The sequence below is a fragment of the Paenibacillus oralis genome, from assembly GCF_003863965.1.
GTDB classification, from domain to species: domain Bacteria; phylum Bacillota; class Bacilli; order Paenibacillales; family Paenibacillaceae; genus Fontibacillus; species Fontibacillus oralis.
Window position 1 is genome coordinate 1,266,079 of record NZ_RRCN01000001.1, and the last position, 15,662, is coordinate 1,281,740.

11 protein-coding genes and 1 pseudogene are annotated in these 15,662 nt (G+C 54.6%); 4 read left to right on the forward strand and 8 right to left on the reverse strand.

From position 1 onward, the window contains the following. Positions 1-298 precede the first annotated feature (298 nt). On the forward strand, positions 299-904 hold the full coding sequence (locus EHV15_RS06000) for an ANTAR domain-containing response regulator (protein ID WP_128630443.1): 606 nt from the start codon (positions 299-301) through the stop codon (positions 902-904). 295 nt (positions 905-1,199) lie between these two features. Next, positions 1,200-2,417, forward strand: a complete 1,218-nt coding sequence (locus EHV15_RS06005; protein WP_246061338.1) for an anthranilate phosphoribosyltransferase — start codon at positions 1,200-1,202, stop codon at positions 2,415-2,417. A 463-nt stretch (positions 2,418-2,880) separates the two neighbouring features. On the opposite strand, the pseudogene EHV15_RS37160 reads toward EHV15_RS06005, so the two are convergent. The 7 genes and pseudogenes from EHV15_RS37160 to EHV15_RS06045 form a co-directional block, all read right to left on the reverse strand. After that, a pseudogene (locus EHV15_RS37160) lies at positions 2,881-4,008 on the reverse strand (endo-1,4-beta-xylanase). Between the two features lie 387 nt (positions 4,009-4,395). Next, positions 4,396-5,355, reverse strand: coding sequence for a carbohydrate ABC transporter permease (locus tag EHV15_RS06020; protein WP_128630444.1), 960 nt, complete (start codon positions 5,353-5,355; stop codon positions 4,396-4,398). A 1-nt stretch (position 5,356) separates the two neighbouring features. Beyond that, a complete protein-coding gene (locus EHV15_RS06025) occupies positions 5,357-6,319 on the reverse strand; it encodes an ABC transporter permease (RefSeq protein ID WP_128630445.1) in 963 nt (320 codons plus the stop codon). A 17-nt stretch (positions 6,320-6,336) separates the two neighbouring features. Next, positions 6,337-8,025, reverse strand: a complete 1,689-nt coding sequence (locus tag EHV15_RS06030) for an extracellular solute-binding protein (RefSeq protein WP_128630446.1) — start codon at positions 8,023-8,025, stop codon at positions 6,337-6,339. Positions 8,026-8,152: 127 nt separating this feature from the next. After that, complete coding sequence (locus EHV15_RS06035) at positions 8,153-9,721, reverse strand: response regulator transcription factor (protein ID WP_128630447.1); 1,569 nt, start codon at positions 9,719-9,721, stop codon at positions 8,153-8,155. 2 nt (positions 9,722-9,723) lie between these two features. After that, positions 9,724-11,535 (reverse strand): sensor histidine kinase, encoded by a 1,812-nt coding sequence (locus EHV15_RS06040; protein WP_128630448.1) that lies wholly within the window; start codon positions 11,533-11,535, stop codon positions 9,724-9,726. Positions 11,536-11,550: 15 nt separating this feature from the next. Next, on the reverse strand, positions 11,551-13,092 hold the full coding sequence (locus EHV15_RS06045; RefSeq protein ID WP_128630449.1) for a response regulator transcription factor: 1,542 nt from the start codon (positions 13,090-13,092) through the stop codon (positions 11,551-11,553). A 190-nt stretch (positions 13,093-13,282) separates the two neighbouring features. On the opposite strand from EHV15_RS06045, the gene EHV15_RS06050 reads away from it, so the two are divergent. Together EHV15_RS06050 and EHV15_RS06055 are read left to right on the forward strand one after the other, a co-directional pair. Next, positions 13,283-13,885: an RNA polymerase sigma factor gene (locus tag EHV15_RS06050; RefSeq protein ID WP_246061340.1), complete on the forward strand. Its 603-nt coding sequence runs from the start codon at positions 13,283-13,285 to the stop codon at positions 13,883-13,885. Then, positions 13,848-15,020 (forward strand): DUF4179 domain-containing protein, encoded by a 1,173-nt coding sequence (locus EHV15_RS06055; RefSeq protein WP_128630450.1) that lies wholly within the window; start codon positions 13,848-13,850, stop codon positions 15,018-15,020. Before EHV15_RS06050 ends, EHV15_RS06055 begins: the two co-directional genes overlap by 38 nt. On the opposite strand, the gene EHV15_RS06060 is transcribed toward EHV15_RS06055, so the two are convergent. Continuing rightward, positions 15,017-15,391 (reverse strand): hypothetical protein, encoded by a 375-nt coding sequence (locus tag EHV15_RS06060; RefSeq protein ID WP_128630451.1) that lies wholly within the window; start codon positions 15,389-15,391, stop codon positions 15,017-15,019. The genes EHV15_RS06055 and EHV15_RS06060 overlap by 4 nt on opposite strands. Between the last annotated feature and the right edge of the window lie 271 nt (positions 15,392-15,662).

The window sequence follows — 15,662 nt, forward strand, 5'->3', positions numbered from 1 at the left end:
AAAAGCTTTATGGCAATGTCAATAATTATTACATAAATTTTAATAAATAATTTTTTAATGTCAGTTTTCTTAACATTTGTATTGATTTTTTGGAGAAAAGACGAGAAAATACATGTATCATTTTCAGACCTCGTTTCCATGTCAGTTTTCTTCCCGTTGCTGATGGGCTCCATTCGTCAAGCTCTTTGCTTGCTGCTTGCTGCTTGCCGCGGGCGTTCTTGTGTCTTCTTAATAGGTGCGTGTTCAATACCTCTATAAGTTTGAAAAGTTCGTCATGGATAGGAGGGAGTGCCTCTCGATGCGCTTTTTATTGGTCATACGCGATACTTCTTATACCGAAGCCGGGCCGGGGGCTCCGCACCTGACGCCGCCTCTGCCCGATCCCGAGTCAAAGCTGAAAACGAGCGGTTATCTCGTCCTCGCCTCCTGCCAGGAGCCGCAAATCCGCAAGCGGATCAAAGAGGTCGATGCCGCCGTTCTCGATATGCCAATCGATACGGTCCGGCGCTGGGGCGAGCTATTGCTGAAGTGGAAGCCCCTGCCGCTCTTGTGGTGGTGCAGCGCGGAAGCCGCCTCCGCTTCCCTGGAGGCTTGCGAAACCGACGTCCCGATCGACGGCGTCCTGGCTCCCTCGATGTCCGCGAAGGAGCTGCACTGGGCGCTGCAAATCGGCGCCAAGCATTTCTTTGAGCGCCAGGCATGGATGGATGAACGTGAGCAACTGGTCTCACGCCTGGAAGAACGCAAATGGATCGACATGGCCAAAGGCATTTTATGCGACGTGAACAAGGTGTCCGAAGCGGAAGCCTACGATATGCTGCGCAAACGGGCGATGAATGAACGAAAACGGATGGTGGATGTGGCGACATCGGTCGTCAAAGCGCACCAGCAATTAAAATTTTGAGCCAGTCTTATTGGGGCCAGTCATATAAGGGAAAAAAGTGGCGCTAATTCAGCGAGATTACCCATTTTGAGAGAAATAGAGGAATTTTATGTCGTTATTTTCTTGGAGTGTGGGAAAGTGACCGCTTTGGGTACCATTGATCGTGAAATAAGACCATAAAATTCCGCTAATGATGATGAACAGGCTTAGTTCCTGATAATAAGACCATAAAATTCCGTTATTTTTAAAGAAACACCCACTTCGGTGCTGAAAGCTGGTCTTTGAACTGAATTTTCTAGAAAAGGAGGGGCTGCTGATGTTGATGACGGATATTCTGAAGGAAGTGGGCCGGGGAAAAAGAGGCGCCAGAGATTTAACCTATGAGGAGGCGGTGGCTGCCGCGGAGCTGATCGTGAACGGTGAAGCGACTTCGGCGCAAATCGGCGCGTTTTTTATGGCGCAGCGCATCAAGCTGGAAAGCGTGGATGAGCTGAAAGCGTTCGTGACCGTGTTTCGCCGCCACGCACACAGGTCGGAGGTTCCGGGCGGCCTTGACTGCGCCGGCCCTTACGACGGGAGAACCAACTCCTTTATGGCCACTTTCGCTACGTCTTTCCTGCTGGCCGCATGCGAACTGCCGGTGACGTTGCACGGCACAAAACCGCTGCCCCCCAAATGGGGCGTTACGCTCCCGGACCTGCTGGGTGAAATGGGCATTCATGCCGAAAAGATGGAGCCCGCCGGCGCGGCCCGCCCAGGCGGCACGGCTGAGGCGGCCGGAGTCCGCCCAGGCGGTGCGGTCGAGGCGGCCGAAGTCCGCCTAGGCGGTGCGGTCGAGGCGGCCAGAGTTCGCCCAGCCAGTGCGGCTGAGGTGGCCGAAGTCCGCCCAGGTGGAGCAGTCGCGGCGGCCAGGGTCCGGTTTGTTCCGGCGGAGATCTGGTGCCCGCCGCTGGCCCGCTTGCGGCCGATCCGCGAAGAGCTTGGGCTGCGGTCGATCCTCAATACGATCGAAAAGCTGCTGGATTTCAGCCAATCTCCTTATCTGGTTTATGGTGTATACCACAACACTGTTTTTGACCGGATGGCCCAGCTCATTCAGGAGCTCGACTACCGCCGGGCGCTTATCGTCCAGGGGACGCAGGGATCGGAGGACCTGTTTATCGACCGGCCGACCCGGACATACGTTGTGGACCAGGGCACAGCCAAGCTGCACGTGATCGACCCGGAAACGTATGGGCTGGATACGCCGCTCCCGGAGACGAACACGCCATGGTCGGCGCAGCAGCAACTGCGCGTCACGGAAGCTGTGCTGCGCGGCGAAGCCCATCCCGCTTTCGTCAACCAAGTGCTGCTGAACGGAGCCGTGCGCCTGGAGCTGACCGGGCGGGCCGGTTCCGTCGAGGAAGGCGTCTACACCTGCAAAGCGCTGCTCGACAGCGGTGCCGCCTGGGACGTTTACCGCCGCTGGCAAGAGGCGATGCGGCTGACGCAAACGGCCGCCGCCGAACGCACGCAAATCTCCCGCAAGGCCTGAATCCCCCGGCTTAAGGCTTTTCTTCCATTCCCTCGGGATCGAGCCTCCCGGCGCAGGCGCTGGCGACTCCTTCCCCCGGGAAATGCTCTTATGACATCCGCAAACTTCGCTCTACCCGCCTGATTCGGGACGGTTGCGGAACCGTAACGGACCGTAATGACGTTATTCGCTCATTTCCCGGGTATTTCCCGCTGTAACGGACTCAGCAGGCGCTATTTAACCCCAGATGAGGCAATTTGACCTGATTTGAAGGAAATAAGGTCAACTGAGTCCGTTACAATTTCTACTCCTCCATTTTGGGACAAATAGGGTTTCTCAGGTCCGTTAGCGCAAAAAAGCACTCCATCCCGCCCAGGGGAATGAAATGCTTGTGAATGAATTGCTTGCGCGTGAAGCGTCTTTCTAAAGCCGCCGCGATTTCAATACGCCCCGCGGATACGTTCGGTTGTGCAAACTATACGGCTTACTCTAACGCAACCCCGGCCACGCGGTCGAACGCCGGTTTCGGGCGGTGCCGCTCATCGAACAGGAACGGCCAATTTTTCCGCCCCAGGACCGGAAAATCGTCCAGCCACGTATAATCGTCCGCCGCGCCCCAGAAGGTGACTCCGCTGATGACGCCGCGGTATTCCTTCAGCAGCCGGAAAACGGCTTCGTACCATTCGGCCTGGCGTTCCAGCATCCCCGGTTCGGGCGCGGCCAAATCCGTCCGTCTGTCGTCGAAACGGAAGACGGACATGTCCAGCTCCGTGAGCTGGAGCTGCAGCCCGAGCGACGCGTACTTCTCGATCGCTGCCCGGATCTCGTCCAGGGACGGATCGAACAGGTTCCAGTGCGCCTGCAGCCCGATCCCGTGGATCGGCGCGCCCCGTTCCAGCAGCGATTTCGCCAGCGCATAAATTTTATCGCGCTTTTGCGGATGGGATTCGTTGTAGTCGTTATAAGAAAAACGTCTATCGTTGTACTCTCAAGGAAGCCAGACCGCGTTTAGCGGTAGTTTTTCTTGCGATTATAGAATTGCTCAGCTCCGCTGAGAACTTATAAATTCTATAATCTTAAAACAGCACTCGTCCGGATCCGCTTCATGGGCAAACGCAAACGCTTTGACGATGAAATCCAAGTCCGGGCCGGCGATTTCCGTCCACTTCGAGGCGCGCAGCAAGTCCCCGCCCTCGTCGGCAACCGCCTCATTGACCACGTCCCAGGCGTAAATGTCGTGTTTGTACCGGCCCACGACCGTATGAATATGCTCGCGCATCCGCTCCAGCAGCACCGCTTTGCTTGCCGGGGCTCCCCCGCGGTCTTGGAACAGCCAGTCGCCCGTTTGGTTATGCCAAACGAGCGTGTGCCCGCGCATCGCCATCCCGTGCTCACGGGCGAAGTCTACCAACCGGTCGGCATCCGCAAACGTATAGGTCCCTTCTTCCGGATGAAGGCTGACAAACTTCATCTCGTTTTCTGCGGTAATGCTGTTAAAGTGTCGGGCCAAAAGCGGCTCCTGGGTGCGAATCGTAAGCGGATTTACGGCAGCCCCGATCTTGAAATCGTCCGCAAACAGTTCCTTAAGCGCCGGCTCCACATGTTTCCGCATCGTTTCCTTCCCCCTCATTATTTACGTCTTTTTTGCGACTGACTGTAGTGGTACATCATTTTTTTCGCAAAACCATTCTAACGGTTGCCACAGCCGCTATTTGCTTCAGCAACGCCGATTTCAGTTTCTAACGGATGCCATGGCGCTTATTTCGCTAAAATCCGGTCATTGGGGGCCAGATTACGGCAAATAACGATGCTCACAACCGTTAGAATTCAGAAAAGGGCTTTTTTCGCAAAATAGCGGCTGCTGCAACCGTTAGATTTCCAACAGGCGCGGCGACCTGCACGCGCAACAGCCTGCACATGCAACAGCCTGCACATGCAACAGCCTGCACACGCAACAGCTGCACACGTAAAAGCCCATGCAAACACGCATGCTGCCCCCTTACTCTTTCACGCTCCCCACGTTCAGCCCGACGACGAAATATTTTTGCATAAACGGGTATACCAGCAGGATCGGCACGGAGGCTACGATCGTCACCGCGGCCCGGATCGACAACGGCGTTACCATCGCGGCCGCTGCCTCCTGGGTCATCCCGGCCCCCGCGGCCACGGCCGGATTGCTGTTCGCGTTCATGCTCGAAGACAGCAGCTTCATCAGTTCGTATTGCAGGGTGCTCAGTTCCTGACGCGAGGAGGTGTACAGAAACGCGTCAAACCACGAGTTCCAGGCGCCGACGGCGACGAACAGGGCAATCGTGGCCAGCACGGGTTTGCACAGCGGGAAAATGATCCGCCAGAAGATCTTAAACTCCCCGGCCCCGTCGATTCTGGCCGACTCGATTAGACTTTCCGGGATCGTCCCGATATAGGTGCGGATAACGATCAGGTTAAACGCGCTGATCATCGAAGGAACGACGTACACCCAAAACGTGTTGATCAAGTGCAGATCCTTCATCAGGAAATACCCCGGAATCAAACCGGCGTTAAAGTACATCGTCAGTACGAAAATAAACGTAATCGGCTTGCGGAACACGTATTCCCGGCGGCTTAACGTATAAGCCAGCATCGTCGTCAGGAAAATGTTCAACAGCGTGGACAGCACCGTACGCGCCACCGAAATCCAAAAAGCGTCGTAAATCGTCCCCGACACAAAGACGGCCTTATAGTTTTGCAGCGTAAATTGCCTCGGCCATAGGTAGATCCCGCCCCGGATCGTATCGTTGCCCGCGTTCAGCGACACGGCGATCGTGTTGAGGAACGGATACAGGGTAACGACAACGAGAAATATCATAAAGATCGTATTGATGGTATGAAAAAGAACGGGCTCAATGCGGCCTTTCCCCAGCCGCCGGTTGACGGCCGCAGCGGGAACCCGCTGCGGATTTACCGTTTGATTTGCCATGCTATAACAGCCTCTCTTCCCCGAGCCGCTTCGCGGTCCAATTCGCGATGAGCAGCATGATGACGCTCACGACCGTTTTAAAGATGCCGCCGGCTGTAGCTAGCGAATAGTTGCCTTGGGCAATCCCGTATTTCAGCACAAAGATGTCGATCGTTTCCGCCCAGTCGACGACCAGTCCGTTGCCGAGCAGATACTGGACTTCAAATCCCGCCTCCAAAATATGCCCGATCGACATAATCAGCAGGATAACGATCGTCGGTTTGATTCCCGGCAGCGTCACGTGCAGCATTTTCCGGTAACGGCTGGCCCCGTCCATGTCTGCAGCTTCGTACAGCGCCGGATCGATCGAGGCCATGGCCGCCAGGTAAATGATCGTGTTCCAGCCAACCTCCTTCCAGACGTGGGAGGCGCCGACAATGCCCCAGAAGTACTTCCCTTCGCTGAGCCACAGAATCGGTTCATCGATCAGTTGCAGCTTCATCAGCACATCGTTGACGATCCCGTCGGAAGCCAAAGAAGTGGCCACGATCCCCGTAACGATAATCCAGGACAAAAAGTGCGGAAGGTAGGAAATGGTTTGTACGGTTCTTTTCCAGAACACCTTCTTAATTTCATTTAACAGCAACGCCAAAATGATCGCGGTAACAAATCCGAGGATCAGGTTGATGATGCTCATGCCCAGCGTGTTGCGCAGCACGCGCAAAAAATTGTCGTCCTGGAACAGGAATTTGAAATGCTTGAAGCCAACCCATTTCTGTTCGCTGAAATCCAGCGCCGGCTTGTAATCCTGAAACGCCATCGTCCAGCCCCACACCGGCACGTAGGCGAACAAAACAATGTAAGCGAGCAGCGGCACCGACATGTAAATCAACTGCCGCTGGCTTTTGATGAGGTTCCACGTGATGCGCTGCTTGCCCTTTTTCGTTTTCCGGACGGCGCTTTGTTCCATTAAGGTCTCATTCATAAAGTTGTTCTCCCTGCTTATTTCACGGTCCAGGTGTCGATTCTCCACTGCAGTACTTCATTGATCCGGCCCTCGTAAGCTTTCACGTTCAGCTTATGGATTTCGGACGTATATTCCTGCCAGGCCTTGTCGAACTCTCCCGGTTTCGCCAGGATCGCCTGCGGTAAATGCTTGGTCGACAGGTCGCTCAGCTTCGTGTTGACGATTTTCGCTTCCGAGCCTTCCACCAGATCCACCGACCAGGCCGGGTAATAAATCGGATTTTCCGGCGGATCGCTGAAGAAGTCGACGTAGCTCTCGTAACCGTAAGCCGCAAGGAATTCCTTATCGTAATCCTCGAGTCCGGCCTGGTATTCTTCCGGCTGGGCGGCGGCGTCGGTGGCATTGCCGTCGCTGTAGTAACCTTCCATTTTCGGCATGAAGCTAAACAACGTGTCCGCTTTGTTGCCCAGCTTCCAGGTCGCGTCGGTCACTTTATCGCGCTGCTCCTGCGTTCTCATAAAACGGCCTTCCTCAGTGACGATATAATCCTCGCCTTCGATGCCCCAGGAGAGAATCTTTTGCCAATCTTCCTGAATCAACCGGTCGAGCAGCTTGATGATCCTGACCGGATCCTTGGCGTTGACGCTGATGCCGAAGCCGTTGTTCAGGTTCAGCACCGGACGGTCCCGGTAATAGTCCTTGATGCTTGTATCGTAAACGAGCGGGAGCCCGACATAGGTTCTTTCATGCTTCTTTTGCGTAACCAGGGCGTTCTCCGCGGTCTGGAAGTTCCAGTGTTGGTCGAACATCCCAAGCACGGTGCCGCTGGATATTTTGGCCAAATACTGGTCAAAGTTTTGCGTAAACGTCTCTTTGTCGATCAGCCCAAGCTGGTTGACTTCGTTCAGCTTTTGATAATACCGTTTCGCATAATCCTTGTCGGCGAAAATCTCGGCTTTGCCGTCGTTCACGACGACGCCGCCGTCGTTCGGATGCCCGATCAGATGCTGCGGCGCGTTAAACAGTCCCCAGTTTTTCCAGTCGTAGTTCAATATTTCAAAGCCGATCGTCGGGCTGCCCTCAATCGTTGGATATTTCTCCTTGTATTTGGCGATCAAATCGAAGTATTCATCCAACGTTTTCACCTGCGGGTAGCCGAATTCCTTGAGCACCGATTTTTGGATCCAGAAGGCCGGCCCCGAATAATAGGTGCTGCTGACTTCCCCGTTGTAAGCTCCATAGTTCGGCAAAATGTAAATATGGCCGTCGTTCGGATCCTTCATCATGTTCCAGTATTTCTCGTAATGCTTCTTCAAATTGGGCGCATGCTCTTCGATCAGATCTTCCAGCGGAATATAGGCGCCCGCCGCGGTCAGCTTGGTGTTCCCGGTCATGAGGTCCGGGTAATCGGAGCCGGCGATCATCACGCCCAGCTTCTGATTGATATCGCCCGCCAGGAACTCGAATTTAAACGTCGCTCCCAGCTCGTCTTTGATTTTCTTGTAGATCTTGTTGTCCGGCGTCGGTTGTTGCCCAGCTTCGCCAATAAAAGCGGTGATCTCAAACGCTCCCGCCTTGTCCCCGGCATTTCCGGACCCATTATCGGCGTCGCTGTTTCCGGAACCTGCGGTCCGGTTGCCCCCGCCGCACCCGGACAGGATAACGCTAAGCGACAGCAGCAGCAAAATGCCGAGCCGGAGAATCGACTTTGACTTGCCCCCCATGTAAAGCACCTCCGTAAAGTTTTAGTTGCTTGCCAAGGTTTGGAAGCCCTTACAAGAACTCATCTTTATTGTAAAAGCGCTGCCACGGCCGAACTATATCACAATTAAAGGATTACCCTTCAAAATTTTAGTTCCTGCTTCTGTATTCATTGGGGGACATGCCCAACCGCTTCTCAAACTGCTTGAGAAACTGCCCATAGTTGGCATACCCGACCCGTTCCGCCACCTCGCTGTTTTTCAGCTTGTTCTCCCGGAGCAGCCGCGCCGCCTCTTCGATGCGGAGATCGTGAATCATCCCGTTGAAATGAATCCCGTTTTTCTTCATCAGCAGCTGGCCCAGGTACACCGGATGAAGGTAAAAAACTTCGGCCAGCTTTTTGATCGTCAGCCCTTCCCGGTAATGCTCGCCGATGTAGCGGTTGATTTCCTGAACGATGCCCCGGGAGCTCCGGAAAGTTTCCTCAAGCAGCAAATGGATGCCGTCCGCGCCAAAGGATACCAGCTCCCCGAGTAACTCCTCCACCGTCAGCGCCTCTGGAGCCCAGGGTGCAGCGTTGCGGTCAATGAGGGGATTGGCCTTGTCGCCCAAGGCTTCCCGCAGTTGTTCGGCAATGTTGTAAAAAAGGTGAACCACCAGCTTCATCACGATGTCCGGGTCGATGTACCGCTCGCGAAAACGGACGGCCGCCTCTTGCGCGGCTTTCCGCAAACCGGCTTGATCGAGCAGTTGGACAGCCTCCAGCACGCGGTCGATCCAATCCGCCTGATCATAGCGGCAGTCGAACGAACGGAGACGTACCTGCCGATCCCGGGCGATCGCGGGGTAACCCTCGGCGTAAAAGTTATGCGGCATCGCCTTATGGGCACCGCGGAAACAGGCATGGAGCCCGCCAAGGGACGGCTCGCCGGCTCCCAGCGCCAGAAGCGCGGGCCGCCCGGCGTACCGCCGCGCCAGCTCCCGAATCCGGGCGATCCCGTCTTCCCCGTCCGCGCCGGGAGCATACCCGAATACGAGGCCGAACTCGCCCGTCTCCAGATCCACCAAAACCATCGCTTCCTCCCCGGCGGCCAGCGATGCCGCGATTTCCCGCAGCTCCGCGCGCCTGCCCGGCACGGTTCGGATCAGACAGAAATTCCAGGCCTCCCGAAGGGAGGAGAGACCTTCAAGCCCCACGGAGGCGGAACGCTCTTCAACCGCTTCGGCATCGCGCTCAAGCTCGGGCGGAAGCCCGGGCGGCTCGGTCAGCAGCTTCTTGATCCGGAATACCGTCTCCTCCAAGGACGCGATCCGGCTGATGCGCTGCAGCTCGCGTTCCTGCAGAAGCTCCTCGTAAATGACCGCCAATTCCTTGGCGGCCGCTTCTTCATCAATCGGTTTCAGAAAATAATGGGTGACCCCAAACCGCAGCGCCTTTTGCGCATATTGAAAATCGCTGTATCCGCTGACGATGGCAAACCGCACCGGGCGGGAGCCGCTCCGCTGCCACATCTCGATCATTCCGAGCCCGTCGAGCACCGGCATCCGCACGTCCGTCACGACGAGGTCCGGCTCCAGCTTTTCGATCATTTCGAGCCCCTCCGCGCCATTACCGCACGTTCCACACACTTCAAAGCCAAGCCCGCGCCAGTCGATCCACAGCTGCATCCCTTCGATCGCGCCCGGCTCGTCGTCGATCAACAGCACTTTAAAAGCCATGTTCACGCCTCCCTGTCCAAGCCGTCTTGACACTCCAGAAGTTTGATCGGAATTTCGCAGGATACCTTCGTTCCCTGATGGGGCTTGCTGATAATGTCAAAGCGAACCTGATCGCGGTAATAAAGCTCGAATCTGCGATAAACGTTGCGGATGCCGATGCTGCTCCCGGAGGCGCTTTCGCTGCGTACGGCCACCAGCATTTCCCGCAGCTGCTCCGGCTCGATTCCCTTACCGTTGTCGGAAATGACCATGCGCAGCCTGCCATCGGCCACGTACGCTTTGATCCGGATCAGCCCGAGCCCTTGCACAGCTTGAATCCCATGCTTGCAGGCGTTCTCGACAAGCGGCTGAATGCTCATTTTCGGAATCTTGTAGTGCAGCGCCTCCTCCGCAATGTCAAACCGGTATTCAAATTTGTCCCGGAAGCGGAATTTCTCGATTTTCAGATACATGTCGATAAACATCATTTCTTCCTGAAGCGTCACCAGGTCTTCCTTCCAGCTAAGCAGCCGCCGCAACAGCTTGGACAAGCTTTTGATGATGTCGGTCACATCGGAATAATTGTTTTTTGTACAGACGACCAGGATCGCATTAAGCGTGTTGAACAGAAAATGCGGGTTCATTTGGCTTTGCAAAAAATTCAGCTCCGCGCGCACCCGTTCCATCTCCAGGCTTTTCTTCTGGATTTCCAGCTTGTATACGTCGTTGATCAGCGTGTTAATTCGCGCCGTCATGCGGTTGAAATGGCGGATCAAACCGCCGATTTCGTCCCGCCCCTCATCGATCCGGATGAGGTCGAACTTCTCGTTGCTCACCTTCTGCATATGCCGCGCCAGCCGCTTAACCCGGTAATGATAGGACCGCAGCATAACGTAAATAAAAACCGCCGTAAAAAAGGCAGCCGCAGCGGCCAGTATCCCGACAAAAATCCGCATGTCGAGCATCGCGTTTGTGACCCGGACTCCCTGTGGAATGCCGACCAGCCGCCAGCCTTTGACATACCGCGCGCTGCCGATGGCCACGGTTTTGACGCCTTTTTCCTGCATCTCCTCCGTCCATGCGAACTTGGTGTAACCGTTCGCGCCCCCGCTTTGGTAGCCGCTGGCCGCGGACATGATGATTTCGTCCTCCCCGTTGACCAGATACAAGTCCAGATAATCCTGCTCCCGCTTGATAACGTCATAAATTTTGCTGAGATCGATGTCGATCCGCAGCAGCTTATCGTACCGGTCATAGGAATCGTAGGAATCCATACGTTCGATAACGCTCAAATACGGCTCGGTGTTCGACCAGTTGCTGGCCTGGGCCGCGCGGTACGCCGCGACGGAGACCTTATCGCCGGAGGCCTGCCAAAGGCGGTACCAGCCGCTGTTTTTCACCTGCTCATCGATGATATGGTAATTGCCGCCGGGAACGATGGTCGGATTGGCCGTATAAATCCCGATCCGTAAAATCTGGTTGTTGACCGGAATGTAGCTGGTCACCCGGTTGCGCAGCTGTTCGTCGAACGTCGCGTAGAAATCGAGCTGGCCGGAGTATTCCCGGTCGAGCATTTCATACAGCGCTTTATCCGTATTCAGCGCATGGCTGACGGCCACGCCTCCGTCGATAAAATCGTGAATGTCCTTTCGGGCCCGCTCCATGGAGATCTGCAGGTTCTGCTCCTCCCGCTCCATGATGAAATCGGACATCCGGGTCATAAACAGCAAAATGATTACCAAAATCGGCAGCAGCACGCCGACCAGATATATCAGCAAAAACTTGTAGTTGAGCGGAATATCGTTTACTTTTCCCCGAAATTTCAATCTTGCCATGCCCACCGTCCCCTATTAATCCGCCCGCTTGTGTTCGAGCTCCTGCTTGTAAACCGAAGGCAGCACCCCAGTCGCCTGCTTGAATTTGCTGAGAAAATAATCCGTATTCGGATATCCGACCCGCAGGGCGATCTCGGAAATTTTCATCGGGGTGCGCTTCAGCAGCCGTTTGGCCTCTTCAATCCGCTTCATATTCAAATATTCGTTGAACGGTTTGCCCGTCTCCTTTTTGAACAATTGCCCCAAATAGGCAGGGTTCATGTGGAACTTTTGCGCCAAAGTCTGCAGCTTCAGCTTGCTGCTGTACGCCCCATCCACATACCGGATCACCTGAAAAATCGTATTGCTCTCGCTGCGGCGCTTGAGCTCGCCGATCTGAACCGCCGCTTCCAGGCACAGCCGATGCACGTACCGTTTCAATGTTGCGTAATCGGCCATGCCGCCAAGGCTCCCGCACTCCGCCTGCATACGCTTCATAAAAACGTCGGGATCGCCGTGGAATCCGGCCATTTGCCGGCAAAGGGTCAACTCCAAATTCGCGGCTTCCGCTAACGCCGCTGCGATTTCCGCCTGGCTGCAGGTTAGCGCCGCGAACGCTTCCTCGATGGCGGAACCGATCATCTCCGGCACCCCGGCTTCCACCAGCTCGGGCAGACGACGCAGCTGGCCCTTGTAGGCGGCAGCCTGCCGAATCGCGGAAGCTGGGCCGCCATGAAAAAACAGCCCCGTTTTCCCCTGGCTGCGTTTCACTCTGTTCAGATCGAGCGCCTGCAAATACAGCTCTCGAAGCGAACCGATCCCTTTGGCGATGCCGCTCACCGTCACGAGAGCCGGCTGCTTCCGCTCCTCAAGCTCGCGGTTGACGGCCAGCCCGATCTCTTCCAAGCGGGATTCCGGCAGGTCCTCCGCGAGCAGGATTGCGCCCGTCCGCCCAGCCCGGTCCTGAAAAAACCGGCCGGCGGCCTGCACGAAAAAGGCGCCAACCCGCTGGCTTAAGCTATGCGCATCGGTCCCGGTATCAATCAGCACGCAGCGCAGCTCCGGCTCGCCCGGTAGGTCAAGCGACTTGGCGGCCTCGGTTTGCATTTCCGGATCGTCTTCCCCCTGAATCACACGGTTGAGCAAGTTGTTCACGAACAGCGATCGTTTCCGGGGCATGCTGCGCTCCGCGGCCAGCTCATCCGTAATTTTCTGTCCGAGCTTGGCCAGAAGGGCTTCGATTTCTTCCTCGTCGATCGGTTTAAGCAAATAGTCCACAGCGCGTTGGCGCATCGCCGTAAGCGCGTAATTAAAATCGTCGTAGCCGCTTAAAATGACAAATTGGGGCGGCCTGTTCAGCGCCTGCTGGCTCCGTTCAATCAATTCGAGCCCGGTGATCGCCGGCATGTGGATGTCCGTGAAAACCAGCTCCGGCCGGAGTTCCTCGATCATCGCCAGCGCCCGGGGGCCGTCCAGGGCTTCCCCGCAAACCCGGAAACCGTGTTTTTCCCAGTTCACCATCGTGCGCAACCCCTCCAGCACCCACGGCTCATCATCCACAAGAAGTACCTGCAGCATCTCGCATCGCTCCTTCTTCTTTTCGGACGTTTCATATGTCAATGCTGATCAGCCAAGCTTGTAAGCGTGTTCATGAAATAATTTAGCACATCCCCCGGAATGTGGAAACTAAAAAATCCCCTTTCATGTCACAAATCGAGAAGAAACGGCAGTCATATAAGCGAAGTTAAAACATTAGGGAGGTGATGAATTGGATAGCAAAACAGCGACTTCGATAAACCGGGCTGAGCGAAGAGCTATGGTTGATGAATGGGCCCGCCAGGCGCAAGCGGGCTCACAGGAAGCGTTTATCGAGATCACCCGCCACTTCGAAAGAGAGCTGTATATCTATTGTTATTACCTGATTAGAGATCGCGAGGAAACCAAGGATGCGCTTCAGGACATTTTTATCCGGGCCTATCGAAATATAGGCAATTACCGCGGGGACTCCCCATTTTCGGCATGGCTGTACAAAATCGCCTACAATCACAGCATGGATATGCTGAAAAAGAAAAAACGGTATCAACGAATTGCCGACAGATACCAGAACGAAGCCAAATTATTCACCTACTCCGAACAGGAATCCGCCGTCATGGAATTGCTGGATCCGCTGACCCCCAGCGAACGAAATCTTGTGCTGTTAAAAGCGGTGGAGCAGTACACTTTCGAGGAGATCGGGCAGATTATGGACTGCAAGCCGGCCACATTACGGAAACAATATGAGCGCATCCGCAACAAACTAGTCCAATACAAACGGAAGAAGGAGGGACCGAAAATTGAAGCAAATATCCGATCCAGCAAAGCAGGTTACTGACAACCTGGAATATATGATTCAAAATACGGAAGTTCCGGAACTAAACTTGGGAGAAAGGATTGTTGAACAAATGAACCATGCAAATACAGAGTTGAACCGGCGTAATCGCAGCAAAAATAACCGGATAAAAAGAGTGGTGGCTGCCTCGGGCGTAGCCGCGGCTTTAGGTTTTGGGATCATCGGCAGCGGGTTCGTATCCCCGGTCATGGCCAACGCGCTGAGCCAGGTTCCGCTCATCGGCAACATCTTTCAGCAGTATGGTGATCCGGGGCTGCAAGCAAGTGTAGCCAACGGATTGTATCAGCCCGTCCAAGCCAAAGACAGCCACAATGATATGACCTTTGAAAGCACCGGTTATATCTATGATGGAACCCGTATCTCCATTGCCCTAAAAAGAGACGGTCAAGCGGATGCCAAACTGCTTGGCGAGCGCATGGACAACGGTGACACGGACATCAGCGGCAAAGGGGTCCTTAAAGATATACGTATGTACATTAACGGCAAGGAGTATTTTACAGGAAGTTATACCATGTCGGACGGAGATACCCGGGATACGGCCATTCTGGAATTCAACGACTCCCTCCCTATCACCCTGCCTAATGCTGATCCAGATGATGTGAGACGGCCAGAACCGCTGGGCGATTCCTTCGAGTTAAAGCTTGAAGCGACCTTAACCGGTGCTGAGCAACCTTATGTCTTGACGTTCCCGGTGAAGAAAAACACCGAAAACCTCGTCTTGAAGCCGGAAGCGGTTAAATCCCATGACGGATTCCGCTTTGCTCTGGACAAGCTGGAATTGACGCCGATCACGACACGTTTGACCATAACCGGCCAAGGAGAGCTTGCCAGCCTCGGGGATGAATACAAACTTCCGGATGAAGAGCTGTATGCCGGCAAACATCGGTTTGGATTCGACATCTGCGATGAGAGCAACAACCTGCTGGAGGAACTTCCGGGTAACCTTATGAACTTTATTGGCGGGCAATATGTGTTCGACTACAGTTTCACGCCGTTTAAAGAGACGCCGAAATCGATTACGATCAAGCCTTATGTGCTGAGCCAAGACAAATCTTCCGGCAAATACAAAGAAAAGAAATACCTCAGCGAGTTGGAATTCCACGTGGATGTAAATTAGCGGCAAATCCATATATTAGCGAATGCTCGGCCCTTACAGCGGCGCCGGGCCTTTGCATATTTTGGGCGGGAATCCTTGTTCGGCAAAAATAAAACCAATCCATAGAGGTGATGCAAGGGTATCCGGCGCACGGAAATAACGGTAATTTGTGTGCCTATTTCTTGAGATTCGCCCTTCACTCGCGAAATAGCGGAACTTTTTGTCCCTATTCTTCTGCCAAGCATGGGAAAGGGCGTCTTTGTCAGCTCATCACCCAAGATAGCGATAAAAAATTCCTCTATTTTCCCTGAACCCTTTTTTCGCCGAAAATAACGCCCTTTTTTACCGCTATTGCTGCTGCGGTTCCGGGTAGCATCCGCAATCATAACCACGCGCCCCCTCCTTGCCCGAAAATAAGAAAAACGCCTGACGGCGTCCTTTAATGGCTCTAACTTCTACTTTGGAGCGATTGGAGGCTCTTCCTAAACTTTGGACGCTGCTCTAACGGACACCAGCGGCCTTATCCGCCCATTTCCCGGGTATTTCCCAGGCTAACGGACACCAATGACCTTATTTCGCTCTAAACCCGTTCATCCAGGCCGATTTGAGATAAATAAGAGCATCTGTGTCCGTTACGCTTTGCAAACCTCCGTTTTTCCTCAA

Coding starts and splice junctions, on each gene's coding strand:
- EHV15_RS06020 (WP_128630444.1), bottom strand. CDS start 5,355: ATGGCAAATCAAACGGTAAATCCGCAGCGGGTTCCCGCTGCGGCCGTC.
- EHV15_RS06045 (WP_128630449.1), bottom strand. CDS start 13,092: ATGCTGCAGGTACTTCTTGTGGATGATGAGCCGTGGGTGCTGGAGGGG.
- EHV15_RS06025 (WP_128630445.1), bottom strand. CDS start 6,319: ATGAATGAGACCTTAATGGAACAAAGCGCCGTCCGGAAAACGAAAAAG.
- EHV15_RS06000 (WP_128630443.1), top strand. CDS start 299: ATGCGCTTTTTATTGGTCATACGCGATACTTCTTATACCGAAGCCGGG.
- EHV15_RS06035 (WP_128630447.1), bottom strand. CDS start 9,721: ATGGCTTTTAAAGTGCTGTTGATCGACGACGAGCCGGGCGCGATCGAA.
- EHV15_RS06005 (WP_246061338.1), top strand. CDS start 1,200: ATGTTGATGACGGATATTCTGAAGGAAGTGGGCCGGGGAAAAAGAGGC.
- EHV15_RS06030 (WP_128630446.1), bottom strand. CDS start 8,025: ATGGGGGGCAAGTCAAAGTCGATTCTCCGGCTCGGCATTTTGCTGCTG.
- EHV15_RS06040 (WP_128630448.1), bottom strand. CDS start 11,535: ATGGCAAGATTGAAATTTCGGGGAAAAGTAAACGATATTCCGCTCAAC.